18 protein-coding genes are annotated in these 26,634 nt (G+C 42.0%); 14 read left to right on the forward strand and 4 right to left on the reverse strand.

Translation table 11 applies throughout. From position 1 onward, the window contains the following. Positions 1–41: 41 nt before the first annotated feature. On the reverse strand, positions 42–899 hold the full coding sequence (gene proC / locus TOL2_RS01430) for a pyrroline-5-carboxylate reductase (RefSeq protein WP_014955782.1): 858 nt from the start codon (positions 897–899) through the stop codon (positions 42–44). 338 nt (positions 900–1,237) lie between these two features. Between proC and TOL2_RS01435 the strand changes: the two genes are divergently transcribed. The 8 genes from TOL2_RS01435 (at position 1,238) to TOL2_RS01475 (ending at position 11,000) form a co-directional block, all read left to right on the forward strand. Then, positions 1,238–2,539: a KamA family radical SAM protein gene (locus TOL2_RS01435; protein ID WP_014955783.1), complete on the forward strand. Its 1,302-nt coding sequence runs from the start codon at positions 1,238–1,240 to the stop codon at positions 2,537–2,539. A 176-nt stretch (positions 2,540–2,715) separates the two neighbouring features. Then, the gene (locus TOL2_RS01440; protein ID WP_232508030.1) at positions 2,716–3,204 is read left to right on the forward strand and encodes a MarR family winged helix-turn-helix transcriptional regulator; all 489 of its coding nucleotides are present in this window, start codon (positions 2,716–2,718) and stop codon (positions 3,202–3,204) included. A gap of 7 nt (positions 3,205–3,211) precedes the next feature. Then, positions 3,212–3,709, forward strand: coding sequence for a YaiI/YqxD family protein (locus TOL2_RS01445; RefSeq protein ID WP_232508031.1), 498 nt, complete (start codon positions 3,212–3,214; stop codon positions 3,707–3,709). Positions 3,710–4,880: 1,171 nt separating this feature from the next. After that, positions 4,881–6,176 carry an ammonium transporter gene (locus TOL2_RS01450; protein ID WP_014955786.1) on the forward strand — a complete coding sequence of 432 codons (1,296 nt, stop codon included), beginning with the start codon at positions 4,881–4,883 and terminating at the stop codon, positions 6,174–6,176. 751 nt (positions 6,177–6,927) lie between these two features. After that, a complete protein-coding gene (locus TOL2_RS01460) occupies positions 6,928–7,653 on the forward strand; it encodes a TIGR02757 family protein (RefSeq protein ID WP_014955787.1) in 726 nt (241 codons plus the stop codon). Between the two features lie 191 nt (positions 7,654–7,844). Beyond that, a complete protein-coding gene (nifU, locus tag TOL2_RS01465; RefSeq protein WP_014955788.1) occupies positions 7,845–8,408 on the forward strand; it encodes a Fe-S cluster assembly protein NifU in 564 nt (187 codons plus the stop codon). A gap of 10 nt (positions 8,409–8,418) precedes the next feature. Further along, positions 8,419–9,591 carry a cysteine desulfurase NifS gene (gene nifS, locus TOL2_RS01470; RefSeq protein ID WP_014955789.1) on the forward strand — a complete coding sequence of 391 codons (1,173 nt, stop codon included), beginning with the start codon at positions 8,419–8,421 and terminating at the stop codon, positions 9,589–9,591. Continuing rightward, positions 9,588–11,000 carry a heterodisulfide reductase-related iron-sulfur binding cluster gene (locus TOL2_RS01475; RefSeq protein WP_014955790.1) on the forward strand — a complete coding sequence of 471 codons (1,413 nt, stop codon included), beginning with the start codon at positions 9,588–9,590 and terminating at the stop codon, positions 10,998–11,000. Before nifS ends, TOL2_RS01475 begins: the two co-directional genes overlap by 4 nt. 9 nt (positions 11,001–11,009) lie before the next feature. Here the strand turns inward: TOL2_RS01475 and cysK are convergent, their stop codons facing one another. The 3 genes from cysK to TOL2_RS01490 are packed head-to-tail and all read right to left on the reverse strand — an operon-like array spanning position 11,010 to position 13,307. After that, entirely contained in the window at positions 11,010–11,936 is a 927-nt protein-coding gene (gene cysK / locus TOL2_RS01480) for a cysteine synthase A (RefSeq protein WP_041279195.1), read from the reverse strand. Continuing rightward, positions 11,920–12,906: a serine O-acetyltransferase gene (locus TOL2_RS01485; protein ID WP_014955792.1), complete on the reverse strand. Its 987-nt coding sequence runs from the start codon at positions 12,904–12,906 to the stop codon at positions 11,920–11,922. The genes cysK and TOL2_RS01485 overlap by 17 nt, the downstream gene beginning before the upstream one ends. Before the next feature lie 5 nt (positions 12,907–12,911). Beyond that, positions 12,912–13,307, reverse strand: a complete 396-nt coding sequence (locus tag TOL2_RS01490) for a helix-turn-helix domain-containing protein (RefSeq protein WP_014955793.1) — start codon at positions 13,305–13,307, stop codon at positions 12,912–12,914. A 219-nt stretch (positions 13,308–13,526) separates the two neighbouring features. Here TOL2_RS01490 and clpB point away from each other — a divergent pair, with 219 nt between their 5' ends. The 6 genes from clpB (at position 13,527) to TOL2_RS01520 (ending at position 26,450) form a co-directional block, all read left to right on the forward strand. Then, positions 13,527–16,115 carry an ATP-dependent chaperone ClpB gene (gene clpB, locus TOL2_RS01495; protein WP_014955794.1) on the forward strand — a complete coding sequence of 863 codons (2,589 nt, stop codon included), beginning with the start codon at positions 13,527–13,529 and terminating at the stop codon, positions 16,113–16,115. Between the two features lie 119 nt (positions 16,116–16,234). Further along, positions 16,235–18,790, forward strand: a complete 2,556-nt coding sequence (hrpB, locus tag TOL2_RS01500) for an ATP-dependent helicase HrpB (protein WP_014955795.1) — start codon at positions 16,235–16,237, stop codon at positions 18,788–18,790. 164 nt (positions 18,791–18,954) lie between these two features. Continuing rightward, entirely contained in the window at positions 18,955–19,488 is a 534-nt protein-coding gene (locus tag TOL2_RS01505) for an NUDIX hydrolase (protein ID WP_014955796.1), read from the forward strand. 219 nt (positions 19,489–19,707) lie between these two features. After that, positions 19,708–22,824 carry an ATP-binding protein gene (locus TOL2_RS23325; protein ID WP_158406046.1) on the forward strand — a complete coding sequence of 1,039 codons (3,117 nt, stop codon included), beginning with the start codon at positions 19,708–19,710 and terminating at the stop codon, positions 22,822–22,824. Between the two features lie 146 nt (positions 22,825–22,970). Continuing rightward, complete coding sequence (locus TOL2_RS01515; protein WP_014955798.1) at positions 22,971–24,989, forward strand: ATP-binding response regulator; 2,019 nt, start codon at positions 22,971–22,973, stop codon at positions 24,987–24,989. A 66-nt stretch (positions 24,990–25,055) separates the two neighbouring features. Next, the gene (locus tag TOL2_RS01520; protein ID WP_014955799.1) at positions 25,056–26,450 is read left to right on the forward strand and encodes a sigma-54-dependent transcriptional regulator; all 1,395 of its coding nucleotides are present in this window, start codon (positions 25,056–25,058) and stop codon (positions 26,448–26,450) included. Positions 26,451–26,634 lie beyond the last annotated feature (184 nt).

Here is a 26,634-nt window from a genome sequence, read left to right on the forward strand (position 1 = left end):
CAAAAACACCATATAAGATGTGTTTTTGTCCCGAATGATTTTCAGCAGTCTTTTTTATTGTTTTTTATAAATTCTTTTACCATCATATCTCCCAGCTCTTTTGACCTTTTTGCAGCAGCTTCCACAGCATTGATCATGGTGGTTCTAAGCCCTCCCTGCTCCAGGGTGTGTATGCCCACAACGGCTGTGCCGCCGGGAGATAAAACCCTGTCTTTGAGTTGCCCCGGGTGTTCTTTGGATTCAAGCAGGAGCTTTGCAGCCCCAAGCACTGTCTGAGTCGATAAGAACAGGGAATCTTTTCTTGATAATCCCATTTTGACACCAGCGTCTGCCATGGCATCAACAATTGTAAAAATATAGGCAGGGCCGCTGCCGCTTAATCCTGTAAAAGCATCCATGAGGATGTTTTCCTGGATAAAGACGGTTTTTCCGACAGAATCAAAAATAGCCCGTGCAAGTGCTATGTCTTCTTTTGTGGCGTATTCACCGGCGGCAATTGCAGTGGCGCTCTCTTTGACAAAGGCGCAGATATTGGGCATGACCCGGATCAGCCGAAGTTCCTTTTTAAGCCCTGATGCAATGGCGGCCAATGGAACACCGGCGGCAATGGAAATGATCAGTTTTGATGTGTCAAGAGCGGATGCGGTCTCTTTTAAGACCAATCCTAAAATCTGAGGTTTTGTGGCATAGACGATGATTTCAGACTTTTTTACCACTTCAATATTGTCCGTGGTTGTTACGACCTTGTATTTTGTTTGGAGTTCTTTTAAACGGTCTTCTGCAACGTCTGAACATATAATATTTTCAGGTTTTGCTGCCTTGGAAAGAACTAAGCCGCTGATTAATGCTTCGCCCATATTCCCGCTTCCGATAAATCCTATTTTTTTTTCCTGCAGCATAATGACTGTACTCCTTCATATGATTGATTAAAAATGAAACTTTTATAATAAGATGTTAAAAACAATATAGTCAAGATAAATTGTGTTGATTTTCAATTCGCAATGCAATTGGAAAAGTTAAATTTTTTTGCCATTTAAGAATTGAATCGTGAATGTGTGTGTTAAAGAATGATTTGTGTAGGAATGATAATTTGCCGTTAAAATTTTTATATCAGCTTATAATGCTTTTAATTTAAAGATAAGATGTTTTTTGAAAAGCATTGACTCCAAATTAATTTGTTGGCATAATAGTTTAAATTACTTTGGATACAATCTAAATAATAGGGAGATTTTCTTTTATGCAATATAGGCCCTATACACTCAAGAATTATCAAAAGATTTCAAAATTGAAATCTTTGCCTGAAACGGCTTCATTTGATATGAATGTCGTTGGCAGGGTTTTGCCCTTTAAAACGAATAATTATGTGGTTGATGAACTCATTGATTGGGATAACTATGACAAGGACCCATTGTTTGCCATTAATTTTCCTCAAAAAAGGCTGCTGGAGCCGGAACATTTCGAACTTGTCTCAGGATTGTTAGAATCCGGTGCAGACACGGGTACAATTGATAGGACAGTCGATGAAATCCGGCAGGGACTTAATCCCCACCCGGCAGGTCAGCTTGATTTTAACGTCCCGGTGCTTGCCGGAAATAAAGTCAGTGGAATCCAGCACAAATACAAGGAAACCATGCTTGTGTTTCCGGCCCAGGGTCAGACATGTCATGCTTATTGTACCTTTTGTTTCAGGTGGCCACAGTTTACCGGAATGAGTGGGCATAAAATAGCATTGAAACAGTCGGACATTTTTATTGAATACCTGAAACATCATCCTGAAATCACGGATGTCCTTTTCACCGGCGGTGACCCCATGACTATGAGTGCAGGCAGGCTGGAGGTTTATATTAATGCTTTGCTTGAATCAGGGCCTTCCAATCTCAGAACAATCCGGATCGGGACCAAATCGCTTTCTTACTGGCCTTACCGGTATCTGACGGATAATGATTCTGAAAAAATACTGGAACTTTTCAGAAAAATTACTGATTCCGGTCTTCATCTTTCCATAATGGCGCATATTAATCATTACAGGGAGATGTCCACCGATGCTTTTCGTGAGGCGGTAAAACGCATCCAACAGACAGGTGCCGTTATAAGATCCCAGTCGCCGGTTCTAAAAAATGTAAATGACTCATCTGATATCTGGGAAAAAATGTGGATTGATCAGGTGAATCTTGGAATCATCCCCTATTATATGTTTATTCCCAGGGATACCGGATCTCACATATTTTTTTCCATCCCTTTGATCAAGGCATATGACATTTTCAGAAAGGCGTTCAGTCGTGTGAGCGGTCTTGCAAGAACTGTAAGGGGGCCTAGTATGTCAGCACTTCCCGGAAAGATTAAAATCGATGGCATACCTGATATTAACGGTAAAAAGTACATTGCAATGTCTTTGATACAGGGCAGGTCTCCTGACTGGGTGAAAAAACCGTTTTTTGCTGAATATGATGAAAATGCCTGCTGGATTAATGAATTAAAACCGGCTTTTGGAGAAACATCTTTCTTTTTTGAGCGTGATGAATTCAAATCAGTTGATTAGGGTGATTTGAATAACTGCCTGCAGAAGTTTGTATGAGGAATCATCATCCTCAATGATTGCATTAAGCTGAGCTGATCTCCTTGAAGTATAAAAAGTTGTTGCTTTTAAGATGATTATCAATCAAATAAGAGAAAAAGTGTCAATTTAAAAGGATGGAAAAAAATAAGGATATAAAATTGGATCAGCTTAAAAATATACGTTGCAGGGAACTTCTGGTTTTATTAAGAAAAATTACACAGGCAATTGACATGCATTCAAAACGCCTGGACAAAAATTTTGGTTTGACTGGTCCTCAGCTGATCATTCTTCAAGAATTGTTAAACGGAGAAATGGCTGTTTCCGAACTGGCACGAAAGGTCAGTTTGAGTCAGGGAACCGTAACCGATATCATACACAGACTGGAAAAAAAGTCTTTGATCATCAAAAGGCGCAGTGATCTGGATAAACGTTGTGTTATGATTACGCTCTCTGAAAAATGTCGACATATCCTTGATCTTGCACCTCCACCTCTTCAGGAAACATTTGCGGATTCTTTTACACATTTGGAGGAATGGGAACAATTGATGATCTTAAGTTCCATGAACAGAATTGTGGACATGATGTCTGCTGAAAAAATCAAATCCTCTTCTATTATTGCCTCTGTTCCTGTAAAGATTTCTTCATGAAAATTTTATGTCAACCCCATTCATTTCAGCTTGGGGTGAATTGATGGGGCATAGAAGGATATGGGTTGATGCAGATGCATGCCCTGTGGTGATAAAAAATATTTTGTTTAAAGCCGCCCAGCGGGTTGGAATTTTTTTGACACTTGTTGCAAATCAGCAGATGTATATTCCACGTTCAAAATGGATTACACTGATTCAAGTGGTGCCGGGATTTGATGAAGCAGACAATGAAATCGTAAACAGGGTATGCCCTGACGACATTGTAATTACAAGTGATATCCCTTTGGCAGCCAAGGTATTGGAAAAAAGAGGGCACGCACTTAATCCACGGGGAGAGTTGTATTCCAAGGATACCATTCGTGGAGTTCTTTTGATGAGAGATTTCAAAGAGACTCTTCGATCAAGTGGTATTGAAACTGGTGGCCCACCAGCACTCACTCAGAAAAATCGTAACATTTTTGCTGCAAACCTGGATAAACTATTGCTAAAAACAATCTGTTCCTGAGCCAAATGGTACATCTTAACCAGCCTGGATGAGTTTATCGCCTGATAAATTTTTTATACTTTTCTTGATAAAAAGTAAACGCCTAAACACCTGGACAAAAGTTCCCTCCTTTATATAACAATGAATTTTCCTGATTGAAAGGCCGTCTTCAAAGCTGGGATCGGAAAAAATTTTAGTATAGGTGCTTATTGGTTAATAATTTTTCTGGATATCGACACACCACTAAGCTACAAGATAATATCTTATTGATAAAAAAATAATTGAGGAATTAACTCTTGATGATATTCGGCTCATCTTGACCGGAACGTCATTAAGTATTTGTAGTCACCAATATCAGCAGTTTTGTCTGTTTTGTATCAATCTGTAATTATTTCAGTCATAAACACTGCCGTTGTTATATCATGGATTTTGGACGATTGGTACATCATCAAGCATATTTGTATTTATCGACCACCTGTAATTTTTAAACCTAAAATACCAGACTGATATAAACAATCTGGGGTATTGACAAAAGAAACAACTCATATCGATCTTATGCAGAATGTTGGACATAATAATGAAATAATACAATATGGGAATATTTCTGGATGCTGCATGATACAGCAAAAATATATGAATAATTTTAAGATATTGTATTCTCATCTATTTGCCATATTTGTGGATGATAATTCTTTAAATCCACTTAAAAAACTTATGACTCACGAGAGATCAAACAGGATACGGAACTGTTTGCCAAACATTGGTTTTTCTATGTTACAAATCCATCAGGCTGGATATCCTGATTCCCTGTCCTGATATCATTCCCGGTGATATTCCTTGTACCATCAAAGGTTAGCTCTTGCAGTTTTCTACAAATATGTTGTTTTTCATCCCGCCATAAGCCAGGCAAGGTTTTTTTGTTCTTAATTATCAAATTTAAAATAGAGTCAAAAAGAAATATAACATTTTTGTATGTATATTTGAGTATGAAAAATTCAAATTCGTAATAAATTTGATAATTAACTGAGAGCTTTTGCTCTTCTTAAATATAAAACATCAAATTTATCGTATGGTTTCAGAATGTTATAAACTATGTCATATTCTTTGAACGCTTCCTGGCACAGGGTTTGCTCTATGCAATAAAAGACACAAGCTGAAAAGAAAATATGATTTTAAAGAGAGGATCGTTATCATGTTGGGAAAAAAAATACTGATGTCTTCAGGGGGAGTACTTTTAACAGCGACTCGTGCCTTTGCAGAAGCAGGAGTCATTGATACGGGAGATACTGCCTGGGTCACCATATCAACCGCCCTGGTCATGATGATGACTCCGGCAGGCCTGGCTTTGTTTTATGGCGGTATGTCACGGTATAAAAACATGCTGAATACCATTGCCATGATTCTGGTTGCCTATTGTCTTGCCAGTATTGTCTGGGTTGGGTGGGGATACTCCCTTGCTTTTGGTGAGGGCTCAACCCTTTTTATCGGCAATCTGCAATATTTTTTTTTGAGCGGTATTGATATTCATTCCGTATCCGGGACCATCCCCACTCTTATTTTTGTGTTGTTCCAGATGACTTTTGCCTGTATTGGTGTTGCCATTATCCTGGGATCCGTGGTCGACAGGATGAAATTTTCTTCATGGATTGTATTTACTATTTTATGGGTGACCTTTGTATATACACCGGTTTGCAACTGGGCCTGGGGTGGCGGATGGATGCATAAGATCGGTGCCCTTGATTTTGCCGGCGGCAATGTTGTCCACATCAACGCGGGTGTTTCAGGGCTGGTGCTGGCCATGTTTCTCGGGAAGCGAAACGGGTATGGAAAAGAATCCATGATTCCGTCCAGCGTCAGTTTTACTGCCCTTGGCGCTGGCTTGTTATGGTTTGGATGGTTTGGATTTAATGCCGGCAGCGCACTGGCAGCAGACGGCATTGCTGCTTCTGCATTCCTGGTCACCAATACCGCTGCTGCCATGGGTGGGCTGGCCTGGTTGTTTGTTGAATGGAAACACAGCAAAAAACCAACCCTTCTGGGGCTTGCATCCGGTGCCATCGCGGGTCTTGTGGGTATAACCCCTGCTGCAGGCTTTGTCACTTTGGCAGGGGCCCTGGTAATCGGGGCTGTTGCAGGCATCATCGGTTTTTTCGGCGTTGCCGTACTCAAGCAGAAGTTGGGATATGATGATTCTCTTGACGCCTTTGGCATACACGGCCTGTGCGGGATGTGGGGAGCTATGGCCACGGGGCTTTTTGCATCCCCTTCCATCACTGAAGGGGCGGCAGGCCTGTTTTACGGCAATCCGGGACAGGTTTGGATTCAGTTTTTGTCCATTGTAGGCACCATTGCTTTCAGTGCAACGGCCACTCTTATCGTGGTGCTGGTAACCCGGATGCTGACCAACGGACTGAGGGTGGACAGGGAGGAAGAATTTGCCGGACTTGACAATGCCCTTCACGGCGAACGTGCATTTGAAATAGAATAGATACAAAATTTCAGGCATCCCGCCTCTTGTATTACTCCCTTTTTATCTTACATGGGCGGTTCCGGCTTTGTTAATAAGTCGGAACCGCTGCAAAAAAAAATTACGGTCTCGCCTGTGAACTAAACATTCATTCTTAAGAAAGTGTCCTTGCAGTTGCCAGCCTGGGTGATCTGTACCCTGCCGCGCCAGGTATACTGAAATGCATTCCGAATAAGGTTGCCCGTCACAATTCGGGCCTGTGAACCTGGGAACTGAATAATGAAGGATTCCGTATCAAGATCAACCTCAACATTCTTATCTCTGATTTTTGTTGTTTCAAGCTTATCCATGTTATGGGGGTAAGGAGCGGCAGATAAACTTTTTTTGAAATCAAAAGCTCATAATTAAAAAGATTGATTGATTTAATAAACCAAAGACGTATGATGATGTTTAGTTAAAAAATATTTTTATATGAAAGTTTTCAAAGATTCATACAGAGATTTTCGATCTTTGTTGTGGGCAAACATGGATGAAAGACCAAGTCTGCTCGTGGCGGTTTATATGAAAGAACTTTTAACCTGCTGAAATTAAGTGTCTTTCATTATTTGTTGTGGCAGAGTGATCTGCCATGGCCGTTATTGCGGTCGTCAAGCACGAAAAAAAACAGTGGATCATCTTGTATTTCGGGTACTCTTGATGCGGTAAAAGGAGAGTTTATATTTTAAAGGACAGACTTGAATGTATTTATTCTCAATATAATAAAAGGCAATATGTGGACCCTGATCCGCTTTTGTTTTTGTATGATTATCCTGAAAAGAAAAACCGGGAAATAGCGGGGTTCATTGCCGCCTGTTTTGCCTATGGCCGGGTTGATCAGATCATGAAAACCGTGGGCCATATTCTTGGAAAGCTTGGGCCTGATCCTTTTACATACCTGATGACCCGGACAAAAAAAGATATGGCGAATGAGTTTAAAGGGTTTCGATACAGATTTGCAAATGAGTCCCATCTGGTTCACCTGTTATGGGGGATCAGGACGGTTTTAAAGAAGTTTTCATCTCTTGAAAATTGTTTTTATGAGGGAACTGAATCTACTGATGAAAACGTTTTACCAGGGCTTGTCTTTTTGTTTGAGCAGATGAATCAGCATAATAAAACGGGTCATCTCCTGGCAGATCCGAAAAAGAAAAGTGCATGCAAACGAAGCAATCTGTTTTTGAGGTGGATGGTCAGAAAAGATCAGGTTGATCCTGGCGGATGGGATAAAATAAGCCCTTCTATCTTGATTGTACCTCTGGATACCCATATGTATAAAACAGGGCTTATGCTTGAGTTTACACAAAGAAAGAGTATGGATTTGAAAACAGCCCTTGAAATCACACAGGGGTTTAGAACTGTTTTAAGGCAAGATCCGGTTAAATATGATTTTTGCCTGACCCGGTTTGGTATCAGGAAAGGGATGAGCATGGAACATTTGAAAAAGGCTGTCTGCGGGTGAAAGATAAAAGAGCTGCAATGTGTGGTATAAGGTGTTGCTCCATCTGATTTGACAACCTGTGGCTGCCGGGTGGAATGGTAGATAAAAAAGATTTTCACTTTATTGACATTCTACCACTTTGTAGTATTTTAAACCTTAGATATTTAAATGACAAATTTAATCCGGTTAAAATTCGATGAAGGAGACGGTTTATGTGGGATTATACAGATAAGGTTAAGGATCATTTTTTAAAGCCCAGGAATGTGGGTGAACTGGAAGGGGCCAATGCCGTTGGTGAAACAGGGTCCTTGAGTTGCGGTGATGCATTGAAGCTGTTTTTAAAAGTTGATGAGAATGAGAAAATTGTTGATGCAACTTTTATGACTTTCGGATGTGCAAGCGCTGTTGCTTCTTCCTCGGCTTTGACCGAGATCATTAAGGGAATGACCCTTGATGAGGCTTCAAAAATTACCAATGACGATATTTCAGATTATCTTGGCGGTCTGCCAAAGGAAAAAATGCATTGTTCGGTCATGGGACAGTCAGCTTTGAAAAAAGCCATTGCCGATTACAGGGGAATTCAGATTCTGGAGAAACCGGGTGAGATGGTTTGTGAATGCTTTGATGTTACGGATCTGGAGATTATTGAGGCTGTCAAGGCAAACAGCCTTGAAACCACCGAAGATGTGACCGACTACCTGAAAGCCGGAGGCGGATGCGGCCAGTGCCTGGAAAGGATTGAAGAAATTATTGAATCTGTTAAAGCCAAAGGATAATTTATCGAAAATGAGAATTGTATATACGGATAACAATGCCACAACAAAAGTTGCAGATGAAGTTATAGAAGAAATGCTTCCCTATTTTGGGCAATTTTATGGCAACCCGTCTTCCATGCATACCTTTGGGGACCAGGTTGATAAAAAAATAAAACAGGCAAGGCAGCGTGTGGCAAATTTTATCAATGCCGATCCAAATGAAATTATTTTTACAAGCTGCGGAACAGAGAGTGATAATTGTGCTATTTATTCAGCCCTTAATGCTTTTCCTGAAAAAAAGCATATCATTACCTCCAATGTGGAGCATCCCGCTATTAATAAGCTTTATCAGCATCTTCAAAAGAAAAAAGGGTATGAAGTTACTTTTGTTCCGGTGGATAAAAAAGGCCTCCTGAATCTGGATCTTTTGTACGACAGCCTGTCCGACAACACAGCAATTGTTTCGTTAATGTGGGCAAATAATGAAACAGGGGTGTTGTTCCCCATTGAGGATATCGCTAAAAAAGTCAATAAAAAGGGTATTTTGTTTCATACGGATGCGGTTCAGGCAGGCGGCAAGGTTCCCATTGATGTGAAACAGGTGGGTGTGGATATGTTGTCTCTTTCCGGGCATAAAATTCATGCACCCAAAGGGATCGGCGTGCTGTATGTGAAAAAGGGAGTAAAGTTTTCACCTTTTTTGATCGGCGGACACCAGGAAGAGGGACGCCGGGGAGGCACGGAAAATACAGTATCCATTATCGGGCTTGGAAGGGCTTGTGAACTTGCCACAGAGCATTTGCCTGTTATGAATACAAGGGTCAGGGAACTGCGCGATTATCTTCAGACCCGGCTGCTTGAAAAAATTCCCTGTTCATCGGTTAACGGGGATCTGGATCTTAGACTGCCCAACACCTTGTCCATAGGATTTGATGCAGTGGAAGGAGAATCCATTCTGCTTTTGCTGGACCGGGAGGGCATCTGTGCCTCGTCAGGATCAGCCTGCACCTCTGGATCTTTAGACCCTTCCCATGTACTCATGGCCATGGAAGTGCCGTTTAAGTCTGCCCACGGGTCCATTAGATTTTCTTTGTCCCATTATAATACAAAGGATGAAATGGATATAATTGTTTCAGCTCTTGTCCCTGCAATTGAGAAACTCAGAGAAATGTCACCCTTCTGGAAGGATGGCAAAGTGGTATGATACCCTTTGAAAAAGGGCAAGATGAGTTTGCCAATGACATCAGGGAATATGCAGGGATTAATTTTAATACCTGCCTGCATTGCAAATCCTGTACAAACGGCTGCCCTTTTTTAGAAGGAATGGATTATGCGCCTAATGCGGTCATTCGTCTTGTTCAGCTTGGACAAGAAGAGGCCGCATTAAACAGTTCCACCATCTGGGTGTGTGTGGGATGCAACACCTGCAGCAGTTGCTGTCCCATGGCAATTGACATACCTGCCGTAATGGACGGCCTTCGTAAAAAGGCTCTTGAAAAAAAGATTAAAGTGCCGGAGCCTGATATTTTAAATTTTCATACCCAGGTATTGAACACCATAAAAAAATACGGCAGAAACCATAAGCTTGAAATCATGATGCGGTATAAGTTGAAAAAAATGGATTTTCTCAGCGATATGGGGTTGGGTCTTAAAATGCTGAAAAAAAGAAAGCTGGATTTAACACCATCCAAAATTCAGGATAAGAGCGCCATTGAAAAACTTTTCAGGAAAAAAAACAGTTCCCGAAAAAATAACTCCAGGTCAAAGCGATTGCAATTTACTTTTTTTCCGGGATGTTCGCTCAAGGCATCAGGGCATGAAAACACCCTGTCGCTGTTAAAATTTTGTGAGCTTGTGAATATCGAGCTTACAGAGCTTGAAGACTGGAATTGCTGCGGGTCGTCCTCAGCCCACAGCATTGACCTTGATCTGGCTGAAAAACTTCCCATGAGAAATATATCCCTGGCACCAAAGGGTGTTTCTTTGCTGATCGCCTGTCCAAGCTGCTTTGTCCGTATGAAATCCATGTATCTGAAACTCAAATCAGACAAACAGCTCAGGCAAAAATATGAAGATCTGTGGGGAAAGTCTTTTGATGAAACACTTGAAATCATTCCTTTTTTTGAGATTTTTAACCGGATTGATATAAAAGACCATATTGAACGGCCCAAAGAAAAATTAAAACAGTTGAAGGTGGCTCCTTATTACGGCTGCATGCTTGCCATGCCGCCGGACTTGAGGTTTGAAAAAAGTTATGCAGGGGTGTTGGAAAAAACTCTTGGAGCGCTGGGGGCTGATGTCATCTGTTTCGGATATGGAACACGGTGCTGCGGAACCTACCTGTCGGTTGCAAAACCACGGGTTGCCCAAAAGGTTGTCAATGAAATTATTTTCAAGGCCATGGAAGCAGGTGCGGAATGCATGGTGACCGCTTGTGCAATGTGCCATTTGAATCTTGAAATCCGGTGCAGTCTTGAAAACCCGATCCCGATCCTCCATTTTTCCGAATTGCTGTCAATGGCACTGGGTGAAGCAGATCGGAAAAAATGGTTTCCCCGGCACATTGTAAATCCTGTGCCTTTGTTGAAAAAAAGAGGTTTGATATCTTCCTGACGTTTTGGCTCAGGATGTCTTGAACAGTTCTGTACTCAGATATCTTTCTCCTGTATCACAGATAATAAACACAATGGTCCTGTCTTTGTTTTCAGGGCGGGAAGCAAGAATTTTGGCTGCATGAAAAGCAGCTCCCGATGAAATACCGCAAAGAATGCCTTCATCCCGGGCAAGATCTTTTGCACCCTGAAAGGCCTCCTGGTTTGTGATGGTGAGAACTTCATCAAGGATATCAATGTTCAGATTCTCAGGGATAAAACCGGCACCAATACCCTGGATTTTATGGGGTCCGGGCTTGCCGCCGGAAATAACAGGCGAATCAGCTGGTTCAACAGCCACACATTGTATGCTGCGATTTTTTTCTTTCAAAACTTCCGACACCCCGGTAATGGTCCCGCCGGTGCCCACACCTGCAACAAATATATCAATTTTTCCATTGGTATCCTCCCAGATTTCCACAGCCGTGGTTTTTCGATGGATTTCAGGGTTGGCAGGGTTGGAAAACTGGTCGGGCATAAAGGCATTGGCTGTTTCTTCAACAATTTTTTTTGCCTTTTCAATGGCCCCTTTCATGCCCTTGGGGCCTTCTGTCAGGATAAGGGTGGCCCCCAGGTGTTTTAAAAGCTGCCGGCGTTCATTGCTCATGGTTTCAGGCATGGTTAAAATCAGTTTTAATCCTTTGACCCGTGCCGCAAATGCAAGAGCAATTCCGGTATTCCCGCTTGTGGGTTCGACAATTGTGGAGTTTGAATTGATTTTCCCGGTTTCAAGGGCATCTTCGATCATGGCAATACCGATTCTGTCCTTAACGCTTCCGGCCGGGTTGAAAAATTCAGTTTTTCCATAAATATTTGCCCCGGTTTTTCTGCTTGCGGTTTTAATATGGATTAAAGGGGTGTTGCCGCAGGTTTTTGTGATATCAGATTTGGTATTCATGGTTTTGCTCCTCCCGATCTTCCTGGTATTTGTAAATAAGGCTGGGAGATTCAATAAACACTTTGGTATCCGCTGGAATAGAACGGGTCAGCCAGACGTTTCCTCCTACAACGGACCGTTCTCCAATGATGGTTTCTCCTCCCAGTATGGTGGCCCCGGAATAGATGATAACATCATCTTTAATGGTGGGGTGTCGTTTTGATCCCCTGAGCTTTTCACCTGCGTTTGGGGGCAAAGATAAGGCACCAATGGTTACATTTTGATAGATCCTGACATTGTTTCCGATGACACTTGTTTCTCCTACCACAACACCTGTTCCGTGGTCAATGACAAATCGTTTGCCTATTTTTGCACCCGGATGAATATCGATTCCGGTCTGGTTGTGGGCATATTCCGTCATTATTCTAGGCAGTTGCGGAACTTCCAGTTTGAACAGGAGATTGGCAATCCTGTAAACGGTGATTGCATACAGTCCGGGATAAGAAAAAATTACCTCGTCATGGCTTTTTGCAGCAGGGTCTCCATCGTAGGCACCTTTTACATCTTCAGCCAGGGAAATGCGAAGATCCGGGACAGCCTGGATTACTTTTAAAGCAATTTCATTGCCCCTGTTTTCACATTCCGAACATGTCTGACCATAACGCAGACAATCGTGTCTCAGGACATGAATGATCTGTTCGGACAGGATCTCATAGAGCTGGGATAACACTTGTCCTAAGTTGTAGGCAAGATTTACTCCGTCTATTTTTTCACTTGAAAAATAACCCGGGAAAAGAATTTCCCGGAATTTATCAATCATTTCCTTTACGGATGTGGAAAAATGGATCGGCTCATCCCCAATATGTGCAAAACACCTGTCATCTTCCATGGATGACAGAATGGTGGTAATAATTTTTGATAATTCTTTGCGATGCTCAGAATCATTCTCTCTTACGGTCTGGCATAAATTGTTTTTAAAAAAATTATCCATTGTTTTTAAATTCCTTTTTGGGTTTCAAAAAATCCTTTAAACACTTTGCATTTTCTGCATTCTTCCATTTTGTCTTCCCATGAATTGTGTGCTTCACCACTGCATTTGGTTCCATTGATGAACCAACACATATCACCGGCTTTAAATTCCCATGCCGGGCATTTTTTAAGGGTTTTATCGGGACATTTCAGTATTTCCCAGCATTTGTCCGAAGAATTCCCATTGTTCAGTATTATTCGGGAAAGCAGGAAAAGCAGTTGCCGTTCAACGTGGTGGGGGATTTTGCGCCATCCTTGTTCATAACTGTGAATTGCCTTGATGGAAACTCCAAGAAGCTGTGCCAGCTCTTTTTGTGTTTTTTTCAGTCTGGCTCTGATAGTTTTAAAATTATTGCTTTCCATTAATGGCTCTTTTTAAATTTAAAGGATTATTTGTGTTTATTGCTTATTTTTTCAAACATATACCACATAGTGGGAGCTGTCAATGGTGAAACCGCATATCCGGAGGATGGCTGTTATATGTTTGGATTTTTCAAGATTTTTATATAAAATGATGCTTGACCTTACATTTTCTTGTATTACTTTATGCAACAGATTATTAAAAATAATGAAAGGGGCGTCATGAAACTTGATAAATTAACTGTAAAATCACAGGAATTGTTGCAATCCGCCCATGAAATGGCGGAACGGTATGGTAACCAGGCCATTGAACCGGTTCATTTTTTAAAGGCCATGGTAGAGGATGATCAAGGGATTGTGTTGTCCATATTAAAAAAGATCGGTGTTCAGGTGGATGTCCTGAAAAGGAATATTCAGGCAGGTGTTGAAAAACTTGTCAAGGTGTCGGGTGCCGGCAATGTTTATCTTTCCCGGGAGGGCAAAACAATACTGGATAAATCGTTTTCAGAAGCTGAAAAAATGAAGGATCAATATGTGAGCCTGGAGCATATTCTTTTGTCTCTTGCCACGGTGAAAGGGACGGTATTTGATATTCTGAAAGAAAACGGGGTTACACGGGATGCCATTTTAACTGTATTAAGGGATATTCGTGGCAACCAGACCGTGACCGACCAGAATCCTGAAGAAAAATACCAGGCCCTTGAAAAATTCGGGCGGGATTTAACGGCCCTGGCCCGGGACGGAAAACTTGATCCGGTCATTGGAAGGGACGAGGAAATACGGCGTATCGTCCAGGTGCTGTCACGTCGGCGTAAAAACAATCCCGTGCTGATCGGTGAGCCAGGTGTCGGCAAAACCGCCATCGTGGAAGGCCTGGCCCAGAGAATTGTGGAAGGGGACGTGTCTGACACCTTGAAAGACAGGCGGGTGATTGCCCTTGACATGGGTGCATTGCTTGCCGGGGCCAAGTTCAGGGGGGAATTTGAAGAGCGGCTCAAGGCGGTATTAAAAGAGGTGGAAGCTGCAGAAGGTGAAGTGGTGTTGTTTATTGATGAACTGCACACCGTTGTCGGGGCAGGGGCTGCAGAAGGATCTGTGGATGCCTCCAATATGCTCAAGCCTGCCCTGGCCCGAGGCACCTTACGATGTGTCGGTGCCACCACGCTGAACGAATATCGAAAGTACATTGAAAAAGATGCAGCTCTTGAACGCAGGTTTCAGCCGGTTTATGCCAAAGAACCCACGGTGGAGGATACCATTTCAATCTTAAGAGGATTAAAGGAAAAATATGAGGTCCACCATGGCATACGGATAAAGGATTCCGCCATTGTGGCGGCAGCCACCCTGTCCAACAGGTATATTGCAGACAGGTTTTTGCCGGACAAGGCAGTGGATTTGATTGACGAATGTGCCTCCCGTCTGAGGATAGAAATTGACTCCATGCCACGGGCCATTGATGAAATCCAGAGAAAAATTACCCAGGCCCAGATTGAACGGCAGGCCCTGATCAAGGAAAAAGACAAGGCATCTAAAGAGCGGCTTGAAAAACTTGAAATGGACATTGCCGTCATGAAAGAGGAAGTCGGTCCTTTAAGGCTGCACTGGGATAATGAAAAGCAGTTGATCCAGGATATCAGCGCTATCCGGGAGAATATGGACAGGTTTCAGACCCAGGCTCATGTGGCCGAGCGCAATGGAGACCTGGAAACGGTTGCCAAGATCAGGTATGGCACCATTGAACAGCTGCAACGGGATCTTGAGGCAAAAAAACAGGCTCTCAACGACCTTCAGCAGGACAAGAGAATGCTCAAAGAGGATGTGGAAGAGTCGGATGTGGCCGAAGTGGTCTCCACCTGGACAGGCATTCCTGTGTCCAAAATGTTGAAAGGAGAGCAGGAAAAACTGGTCCAAATGGAAGGCTATATCAAAAAACGGGTCATAGGCCAGAAAAAAGCCATTGATGCGGTATCCAATGCGGTCAGGCGTGCCAGATCAGGGCTGCAGCCCGAAGACCGTCCAATCGGGACTTTTATTTTTATGGGGCCGACAGGGGTGGGAAAGACCGAGCTTGCCAAATCTCTGGCCGAGTTTATTTTTGACAGCGACCAGGCCATGGTGAGAGTGGACATGTCCGAATACATGGAAAAGCATTCCGTGGCAAGGCTGATCGGGGCACCTCCGGGATATGTGGGGTATGATGAAGGCGGGTATCTGACCGAAGCGGTCCGGCGTCGTCCCTATTCGGTGATCCTGTTTGACGAGATTGAAAAAGCTCATCAGGATGTGTTCAATGTGCTGCTCCAGGTTCTGGACGACGGCCGGATGACGGACGGACACGGCAGGACCGTGGATTTTCGAAACACTATTATCATCATGACGTCGAATGTGGGCTCGCGCTTCCTTCAGGAGGCCGGTATCAGCGGGCTTGACGAGAACAAAACGCAGCAGAGCATCGCCCATGCCTTAAAAGAGGTGTTCAGGCCGGAGTTTTTGAACCGGATCGATGAGATCATCACCTTCCATTCCTTGACAATGGAGGATATCAAGCAGATTGCCGCCATACAGATCGAAAAACTCAATGGGCGGCTGAAATCGCGCAACCTTGCAATCATTCTGGATGACGGTGCCATGGAGCTTTTGGCTCAAAAGGGGTATGATCCCACCTTTGGTGCCAGGCCGCTAAAACGGGTGATCCAGCAGGAGATTGAAAATCCTTTGTCCATGGCGATCCTTAAAGGGGAATTTACAGAAGGGGATACGATTAATTTTATTCAAAAAAACGGCGGGCTGGTGTTGGATCTGGTAAGTTAAAGTTTTCATTGCTCCACATGCTTTTAAACAAGTAAGTCAAAACTTTGAATCGCAATTTTTAAATAACTGCTGTGGGCAGACCGGGTATTTCATTCGGGTTTGCCCACAATAAATAATAAATGACCCTCATACCCATACAACAGCATATTGCCGATATCAAAAAAGCCCTTGAAACGTCAGGGCGGGCTGTGGTTCAAGCACCGCCCGGAGCAGGTAAAACCACTCATGTCCCCCTGGCCCTTCTGGATGAGCCATGGCTGAAAAATAAAAAAATTCTGCTCCTTGAGCCAAGACGTCTGGCAGCCAGATCCTGTGCCGCCTATATGGCTGATCGTCTGCACGAGAAGGTGGGGCAAACCATTGGGTATCAGATTCGGCTGGACAGGAAAATCGGCCCGGATACCCGGATTGAAGTGGTTACCGAAGGTGTGTTTACCCGGCAAATCCAGGCGGACCCGTCCCTGGAAGAGGTGGGACTGGTGATATTTGATGAATTCCATGAAAGAAATATCCACAGTGATCTTGGGCTTGCCCTCTGCCTGGAGTCGGTTGAAGCCTTGCGGGATGATTTGCGCATTCTTGTCATGTCTGCCACAATGGATGTGGCGGCAGTGTCAACCATCATGGACGCTGCACCGGTGATTGTTTCACAAGGAAAAAGCTTTCCTGTAAAAACAACATATCTTCCTCCTTTAAACAAACAAAACAGAACTGTTCCCATTGAAACCACCTGCGCCTTGGCCATAGGGCGTGCGATGTCAAAAAATTCCGGGGATATATTGGTTTTTTTGCCCGGTGTCGGGGAAATCAAGCGGGTGGCGTCACTTCTTGAGGATACCCTGGATTCAGGGACTCATGTTTTTCCATTATACGGCAATTTATCTCAAGAAGAGCAGGCCATGGTTTTTTGGCCATTAACATCAGGCAAACGAAAAATTGTACTGGCCACATCTATTGCCGAAACCTCCATCACCATTGAAGGCATTTGTATTGTCATTGATTCGGGACTTATGCGGGTGCAAAGGTTCTCCCCCCAAACAGGGATGAGCCGTCTTGTGACAATACCGGTTTCAAAATCCTCTGCCGACCAGAGAAGGGGGAGGGCAGGCAGGACCGCACCTGGAAAGTGTTACCGGTTGTGGTCTGAGCATGACCATCAATTGCTTAAATCCTTTATAAAACCTGAAATTTTAAGTGTTGATCTGACCGGATTTGCTTTGGAACTGGCCGCCTGGGGAGTGTCAGAGCCCGGACAATTAAAATGGCTTGACCAGCCTGAAAAAGCTTCTTTTGACCAGGCAAAAAATCTGCTTAAAATTCTGGGGGCCATTGATGAAAAAGGACAAATCACACCCCATGGAAAAAAAATAGTGGCCGCCGGCCTGCATCCACGGCTTGCCCATATGATCATCAAAGCAGATGAAAAAGGTCAGGGCCTCCTGGCCTGCAGGATAGCTGCATTTCTCAATGAGCGGGATTTTATCCGGTTTGATCAAAACGCAGTTGATCCGGACATCCGCCTTCGCCTGGAATTGATTGAAGCAATAATCAACAAACAAAAGATCCTGCAACAAGGAATCAAGACAAATAAAAGGATCATTCACAGGATCATCAAATCCGAAAAAAATACGGCAAAAAAGTTAGGGATCAAACTTAAGAAAACAGACCCGGAAATGGCAGGAAGGCTACTTGCCCATGCCTATCCTGATCGGATTGCCCAAAAAAGAAACAACCGGGACAACACGTTTTTAACGGCATCTGGAAAAGGCACATTTTTTACTCAAACAAACACGGTCTCCATCAATGAATATATTGTTGCCCTTCATCTTGACGGTAATCCCAGGAATGCAAAAATTTTTCTTGCAGCACCCTACTCCAAAAAGGAGCTTGAGCTGGATTTCAGCAAGGATTTTAAAACCGGACAGATCATAAAATGGAATAAAAAAACCGGTATGATACAGGCAACAAAAGACACCTTTTTTGGTGCCCTGTTAATTGGGCAACAGGCCATATCTGACATTGATCATGAGAAAGCCTGTGACATCCTGATTCGGGAGATAAAAAAAACAGGACTTGCCCTGCTGCCCTGGACCAAACGCTTAATAAGCCTGAAGCAGCGCGGGATTTTTCTTAAACATACCGGTCGGTTTGCTGATCTGCCGGATATGTCGGATACAGCTCTTGAAAAACAGATGGAAACATGGCTTAAACCTTTTCTTACAGGAATTTTTTCTTTAAAACAGCTTGAAAAAATTGATCTTGAATCTGCATTTTTATCCCGCCTGACCTGGAAGCAGCAGCAGGCCATAGAAAAAAATGCGCCAACACATATCACGGTTCCCAGCGGGTCTAAAAAACCATTAACCTACTGTCGTGAAAACGGTTTTCTTAACGCGACAATCCTTGATGCACCGATTCTTGAAGTCCGGCTTCAGGAAATGTTTGGCCTGACCGAAACGCCGAAAATCGCAGGTCATGCCATTCCGGTTGCCCTTCATCTATTGTCCCCTGCCGGACGACCTGTCCAGATCACAACGGATCTTAAAAGCTTCTGGAAAAACACCTATAAAGATGTAAAAAAAGACCTGATGGGACGGTATCCGAAACATTTCTGGCCCGAAGATCCCCTTTGTGCCATGCCGACCAATCGAGTAAAACCAAAGACCCGAGTATAAAAAGAAGCAGGCATAAAAAGAGCCGGGCATAATTTGATTCTCTCCTTGCGCTCATCTTCCAAACAAGCTAATAATAACACAAAAATCGGGCATAAAAGGACTGATGAATCCCTGTTTTTTAAAGAGTGGAAAACAAATTTTAACGAATGGAAAGATATTGTTTTATGGATATTAAATTTTGCACGGCCTGCGGCTCTCCCACTGAATTAAAAATTCCGGTTGATGATGATCATGTCCGGTCCGTGTGTACCAACTGTGGCCTGGTTCATTATAACAATCCCAAAGTGGTGGTGGGATGCATCCCTGAGTTTAACGGACAGGTGTTGCTGTGCAAAAGAAATATTGAACCCAGAAAAGGCAAATGGACACTTCCGGCCGGGTATCTTGAAAACGGGGAGTCGGTTCAGGACGGTGCCCTGCGCGAAACCCTCGAGGAAACAAGGGCAAAGGTCAGTATCATAGACGCCTACCGCCTGTTTAATATTGTTTTTGTTGATCAAATCTATTTCATGTTCAGGGCAAATCTGATGTCTGATGAATTCGGCCCCACAAATGAAAGCATTGATGTCAGGTTGTTCGACGAAAAAGATATCCCGTGGGACGATATTGCCTTTGAAGTAATCAAACAAACCCTGGAACATTATTTCCAGGACAGAAAAAAAGGGGATTTCCCCTTTAAAATTTTTGATCTTCGTTGATTTGCTTTTATCTAAGATTTTCTTTCGGGCTTGTTTTAAAATATTATGATGAGATTCAGTTTCTTTTATCAGAAAAAAAAGGTGCTTAATAGATTCTACAAAACTCTTCGGGGCAGACTTATTGTTTCGTTTTCCGTGACCTCTATCGTGTTGATTATTCTTTTGGTGACTTTTTTTTATTTTGTCATGAAGAATAGTTTAATCAAAAACGCCGAAAAAATGATTAAGTATAATACCGAAGCGGTAGCGCTTAAAGTCGAAAAGACGAATATGGAAGCGGTCACAGTTCCAAAAACCATGGCTATAGCCCAGGAAAATGGAATGTGGGGAAACCGAAAACTATCAACGGCTTACGCTCGCGAGATTCTAAAAAATACGCCTCGTTTCACGGGTGCGTACTTTGGTTATGAACCCAATGCAGACCAGGATGATCAAATCTATCGTAATAATAATCCATCTCAGGCCAAATCAATGGATAAAAACGGACGATATCTGCCCTATTGGTTTGCAGCAGGAGAGCAAATCAAACTGACGCCTCTTATTAATATGGAAACAAGTCTTTATTACCAGGGGTGCAAGGATCGATATTTTTCCACAAAAAAAGACAAGGCCATGGTAACCGAACCATATTTCTACGAAGGAAAGATGATCGTAGAACAGACATATCCCATTGAAATCAATGGAAAATTCATGGGAATCGCCGGGGTTGACAGGGCATTGACGGATTTGCTCATTTTTCTGAACAGTTTTAAACCCTATGACACATCAAAACTCATATTGATAAGCCGAATGGGAAGAATAATCTCTTCAAATATGAATCTGGGATCGGAAAAAACATTCAAGCTGTCTCTGGAAAAGTTAAAAAGCAAGGGCCAAAAAATTGAGGAAACCCAATTGGACAGGAGTATGTTGACTTTTGATATCAACGACACCGATTATTCCGGAATTCTCCAAATGTTTCACAAAGCACGCAAGGGAACCATACCTCTGCTGAAAAAAGTCGATCCATTCGACAATAACACTTACTATTACTACTCCGGCAAGATTCCTACTGGTGACTGGACCATTGTTATGCGAGTCGCTGAAAATGAAATTTTAAGGCCGATCAAGATTATTCTTTATGGCGTATCAGGGGCTTCCCTTTTATTGATCGGGCTTCAAGTCATACTCGCCATACACTTAAGCCGCACAATGACTGATCCCATCAATGAAGTCATTGACGCCTCGACCCGTATTGCAAATGGAAATTTTGAGGTATTCCTCCAGCGATCCGATATTTCTGAAATTGATACACTGGCACTTTCTCTGGCAAATACAGCACATAAATTAAAAATTTTAACACAAAAACTCAATGACGAAAAAGATCAACTTGAAGATGAAGTTGAAGAACGAAAACAGATCGAAGCAAGCCTCAGTGAATCGCATGAGCGGTTTAAAAAAGTTGTGGACGGCCTGGATGCTATTGTTTATGTAAGTGACATGGATAACCATGAACTTTTGTTTGTTAATAAGTATGCCGAGGATGTTTTTGGCGATATTCTCGGAACAACCTGTTGGAAGACCCTGCAAACAAACCAAACCGGTGTTTGTTCATTTTGCACCAATGAAAAGCTATTGGATAAAAACGGAAACTCGACCGGTATTTATAAATGGGAATATCCGAACAGCAGTAATGGAAGCTGGTATGACTGCCGTGATCAGGCGATACCATGGACGGATGGAAGAATGGTTAGAATGGAGATCGCAATGGATATCACTGACCGGAAAAAGACAGAGGAAGAGCTTTCAAAACACCGCGATCACCTGGAAGAATTAGTAAAAGAGCGGACAATTGATTTGACACACACCAACAAAAAACTGGAAAAAGAAAAGGAAAAAGCGGAAGCCGCCAATCGTGCTAAAAGTGCATTTCTTACAAACATGTCCCATGAGATCCGTACCCCTATGAACGCTATTCTGGGCTTTACGGAAATCTTAAAAGAGAAGATTGAAAATCCTCAATTATCGCTATATATAAAATCGGTTTTTTCCGCAGGCAAATCTCTATTAAGTCTGATCAATGATATACTCGACCTCTCTAAAGTTGAAGCCGGTATGCTGACACTTGAGTATAAACCGGTTTCTCTGCTGGATATTCTGGATGAAATGAAGACCGTATTCGAGCAAAAAACAAGTGATAAGGGACTGGAATTTATAATGGAAATCCCCTTTGACTTGCCAATAGCTCTCTTTCTTGATGAAATCCGGATACGACAGGTTTTGATTAATCTGATCGGGAATGCCATTAAATTTACCAATACCGGGTATGTTAAAGTTTCTGCTAAATATCAGTATCCGGATCCGATACACAGAAGCCTTATTGATTTAACCATTCTGGTGGAAGATACGGGAATGGGAATTGCGGAAGATCAATTGGACGTTGTTTTTAATGCCTTTGTTCAGCAAAAGGGCCAAAAAACATCTCAATTCGGCGGCACTGGACTTGGGTTGGCGATTACCAAGAACTTGATCAAGGTAATGAAAGGGGAAATCCACATAAAGAGCGAAGTTGGAAAAGGCAGCGTTTTTTTTATTGAATTAAAAGGAATTGAAGTTTCTTCGGCAGAAGCTTTGAAAAGTACTCAGGAAAAATTTATTGATTTTACCTCCTTGCAATTTAAAGGAAGCAAGATACTCATCGTGGATGATATCAAATATAATAGAGACCTTGTCAGCAGTTATCTGGAGGACTTCAACCTGATGCTTCTGGAAGCGGAAAACGGTAAGGAAGCTATTTATAGTGCGAAAAAAAATCACCCGAACCTGGTGTTGATGGATATGAAAATGCCTGAAATGGACGGGTATGAAGCCATGAATATTCTTAAAAAAGATAAAGCTCTAAAAACAATCCCTGTAATTGCGGTGACTGCTTCGGCCATGAAAAAGGATGAAGAGATGATATCTCAGCTTTTTGATTCATACTTGAGAAAGCCTATAAGTAAAACAGATCTTGTTGCAGAAATCATGAAGTTTCTGCCCCACTTCATGATGAAAAAACATAAAAGTGTTAATGTCGGCACAACCGCTGCAAAGGAACCGCTTAAAACCGGATTAAAAACTGCTCCTGACTATTTTGAATTGCAAAAAATCTTAAAAAGACGATGCAAAGAATCTGAACACCTGTGCTGTAATATGGCGATTGATAAAATTGAAACCTTTGCCAGGGACATGAAAAAACTCGGCAATGAGTTTCAGTGTGAGTCCCTGGTTTTATGGGGGGAGGATCTCTACCTGGCTGCCGTATCATTTGATGCGGATAAGATAAAGCAGATCTTGGAGGAATTGTACACCATATAAATCAACGGCAGTTCATAGCTCCCTATATTCCTTATTTAAATAATTGATTTTATTTTTGCAATCAATCTCACTATGATAACGGCAGTAAGGTGTAAAACCAGGAAAAAAAGAGTGCGGATAATGTCTCAATACAGGAGTGGATAATTATGGATATTTCTGGAAAAATGGGTAATAGAATACTGATTATTGATGACGGGCTGAAGAATATTCAGCTGATTGGAACAGTTCTGCGTGACAAAGGATATGCCGTCAGTATTGCTCAAAGCGGAAGCCAGGGGTTGAATGTGATTCAGCAGGATAAACCAGATTTGATTTTATTGGACATTATGATGCCTGAAATGGACGGTTTTGAAACCTGCCGCCGTCTTAAAAAAAATCCTGAAGTAAAAAATATCCCGGTAATTTTTTTAAGCGCCCTCACGGATACGGTAAACAAAGTGGAAGGATTTAAAATCGGAGCCGTGGATTATATCACCAAACCGGTTAATGCAGAAGAACTGATGGCAAGAATCAAGACACATCTGACAATCAAAAGCCTGCGATATGAACTCGAAAATGCCAATATAAAACTTGAGGAAAAGATCCTGGAAAGAACCCGGGAACTGGCCCTAAAAAATCAGGCATTGATGGATATCAAAGAAAAATATCAAATTTTGGTGGAGAGCGCCAATGATAGCATATTTGTTGCCCAGGATAATGTCATAAAATTTTCAAATCGAAAAACCGAAGAGCTGACCGGTTATGCTAAAGATGAATTGATAAAAACGCCTTTCATTGATTTTGTCCATCCGGACGACCGGGCTAAAGTGCTTGACAGGTACGCCAAGCGGTTGACAGGCAAAAACCCTGTCAGCACATATTCATTTAAAATTATCAGTAAATCCGGTGTGGAAAAAACAGTACATCTCAATACCGTCTTGATTCAATGGGAAAACAGACCTGCTACACTTAATTTTCTAAGAGATATCACTCAAATAATAAAAATTGAGTCCCAACTACAACAATCCCAAAAAATGGAGATCATTGGCACCCTTGCAGGTGGGATAGCCCATGATTTTAACAACATTCTTTTTCCTATTATCGGTCATGCGGAGATGCTGTTAGAGGATATTCCTGAGGACAGCCTTTTTAGAGACAGCTTGGATGAAATTTATGCCAGTACCTTGAGAGCCAAGGATCTGGTCAAACAAATTCTTACATTTTCCCGTCAAGAAAGCCCTCAATTGACTCTGATGAAGATGCAGCCCATTGTCAGGGAAGCATTAAAACTTGTCAGGTCTTCAATCCCCACAACAATTAAAATCAAGCAGGATATTAACTCTGCCTGTGGTGTTATCAAAGCAGACCCCACACGAATTCATCAAATTGTTATGAACCTTGCGACCAACGCTTATCATAGCATGGAGGATACTGGAGGGGAACTGAAAGTAAGTCTCGATGAAATCGAACTGAGTGGAAACAACCTGATAATGCCTGAAATAAAACCTGGCGTTTATGCCTGCCTTACGATAGCAGATACAGGCATGGGAATGGATAAAGTGGTGGCAAAAAAAATCTTTGACCCGTTTTTTACCACCAAAAAAAAAGGTAAGGGCACAGGGATGGGGCTTTCAGTGGTACATGGTATTGTAAAAGGCATGAAGGGTGATATCCGATTTCACAGCAAACCGGGTAAAGGAACTGAATTTTATGTGTATCTGCCGATAGTTAAAAAATCTACTGAAATAATCAATACACAAGTCAAAGAACGAATTCAGGGGACAAATGAACGAATTCTACTTGTAGATGATGAAGAAAGTATCATTAAAATGGAAAAAAAGATACTGGAACGGCTGGGGTATCAAGTGTCTTCACATATCAGCAGTATTGAAGCACTCAAAACATTCCGTGCAGCGCCGGATACTTTTGATCTGGTCATTACCGATATGGCAATGCCCAATATGTCCGGCGACAGGTTATCGGTTGAATTGATGAAAATACGGACCGATATTCCTATTCTGCTCTGCACAGGGTTTAACGAAACCATCTCTGAAAAAAAAGTGGTATCACTGGGAATAAAAGGACTTTTAATAAAGCCGATAGCAATGAAGGAGCTTTCCAAAAAGATATGTGAAGTTCTGGATAAAATAAAAATTGAATCCCCAAAACAACACCTGTTCTCATAAAATACAGGGTAACATAATTGGTTTGAAGACTTTTTTTAATTTTTAAACAAAAGACAAATTATAAAAATGCCAAAAATTTTGATCATTGATGACGACTACATAATCTGCAAAACTCTTGTTAAAAAATTTACAAGATTAAATCATGAGGCACATTATTCTCTAAACTTGAAACAAGGCCTTGAAAAATTATTTTCAGATCAGTTTGATATAGTTTTTCTTGATGTAATCCTTCCTGACGGAAACGGACTGGAAGCCATCGAGATAATAAAGGATCATCCTTTTACCCCTGAGATAATTATCATGACCGGCGATGGCAATTCAGAAGGTGTAGAACTTGCAATAAAATCAAAGGTATGGGATTATATTCAGAAAAATGGCTCTCATAAAGAATTTCAATTTTCACTGAACCGGGCATTAGAATACAGGCATCAAAAACAATCCGAAATCCAAAGAAAACCGATTAAAAGGGAGGCTATTATTGGGAACAGCAGGCAGATTAAAATTTGTCTTGAAACGACTTCAAAAGCCTCCAACAATGATGTTCCGATATTGATTACAGGTGAAACAGGCACTGGAAAAGAACTCTTTGCCAAAGCCATTCATAAAAACAGTGTGCGACAGCAAAATAATTTTATTGTTGTGGACTGTGCAGCATTACCCGAACATCTGGTTGAAAGTTTTCTTTTTGGCCATTCAAAAGGTGCCTTTACCAGTGCGGATTCGGATAAAGTGGGATTGATAAAATTGGCGGATGGAGGCACCCTTTTTCTTGATGAGGTGGGAGAGCTTCCCCTGGTTCTGCAAAAAAAGTTTTTAAGGGCGCTTCAGGAAAAAAAATTCCGGCCTGTGGGAAGCAAGAAAGAGATCTCAAGCAATTTCAGACTTGTCTCCGCAACTCACCGTAATCTAAGGGCAATGGTAAAAAAAAGACGGTTCAGGGAAGATTTTTATTTTAGAATTGCTTCCATAAAAATGGAAATTCCCCCTTTACGCGATCGTAAATCAGATATTGCTTTATTGCTGACACACCACATGAACCGAAAAGAAAAAATTGATGGATACCTACATAACGTATCCGATGAATTCGTCGACAATCTTCTTGGGTATGACTGGCCCGGAAATGTAAGGGAATTGCTTAACACAATAGATTATGCATGCAGTGATGCTTTTCAGGAATCAATACTTTTCTCCAAGCATCTTCCGGATCATATTCGTGCATTTAATATCAAAAACAGAATAAAGAACCGTAAAGAATCCGAATCAACACCTTGTTCCAAAGAAAAGAGCGCACCTGTTGAACGCCTCAGGCTCAAAGAGTATATGGAAAAAATGAAGCAGCAGTATGTAACAGATCTGATGTCCCATACCCGAGGTGATATAAAAACCGCCTGCCGCTTATCCGGTCTTTCCAGGGGCCATCTTTACGCCCTTTTAAAAAAATATAACATCAGCGGTTTGTAAAAACGTCATATTTTTCTGACTGTCATATTTTTCTGACAAAAAACTTGAACACCCTTGTTTTTAAAAGAAAAACGTTAGAATTCAACATGAAAACAAAGATGTTTTATTAAGAATGATCAGATTTCCATGACAAAATAATAAAAGCTTATCTCTTGTAACTGTCTATAATATAATGATTTTATCT

This window comes from Desulfobacula toluolica Tol2 (assembly GCF_000307105.1).
In the GTDB taxonomy this organism is placed as follows: domain Bacteria; phylum Desulfobacterota; class Desulfobacteria; order Desulfobacterales; family Desulfobacteraceae; genus Desulfobacula; species Desulfobacula toluolica.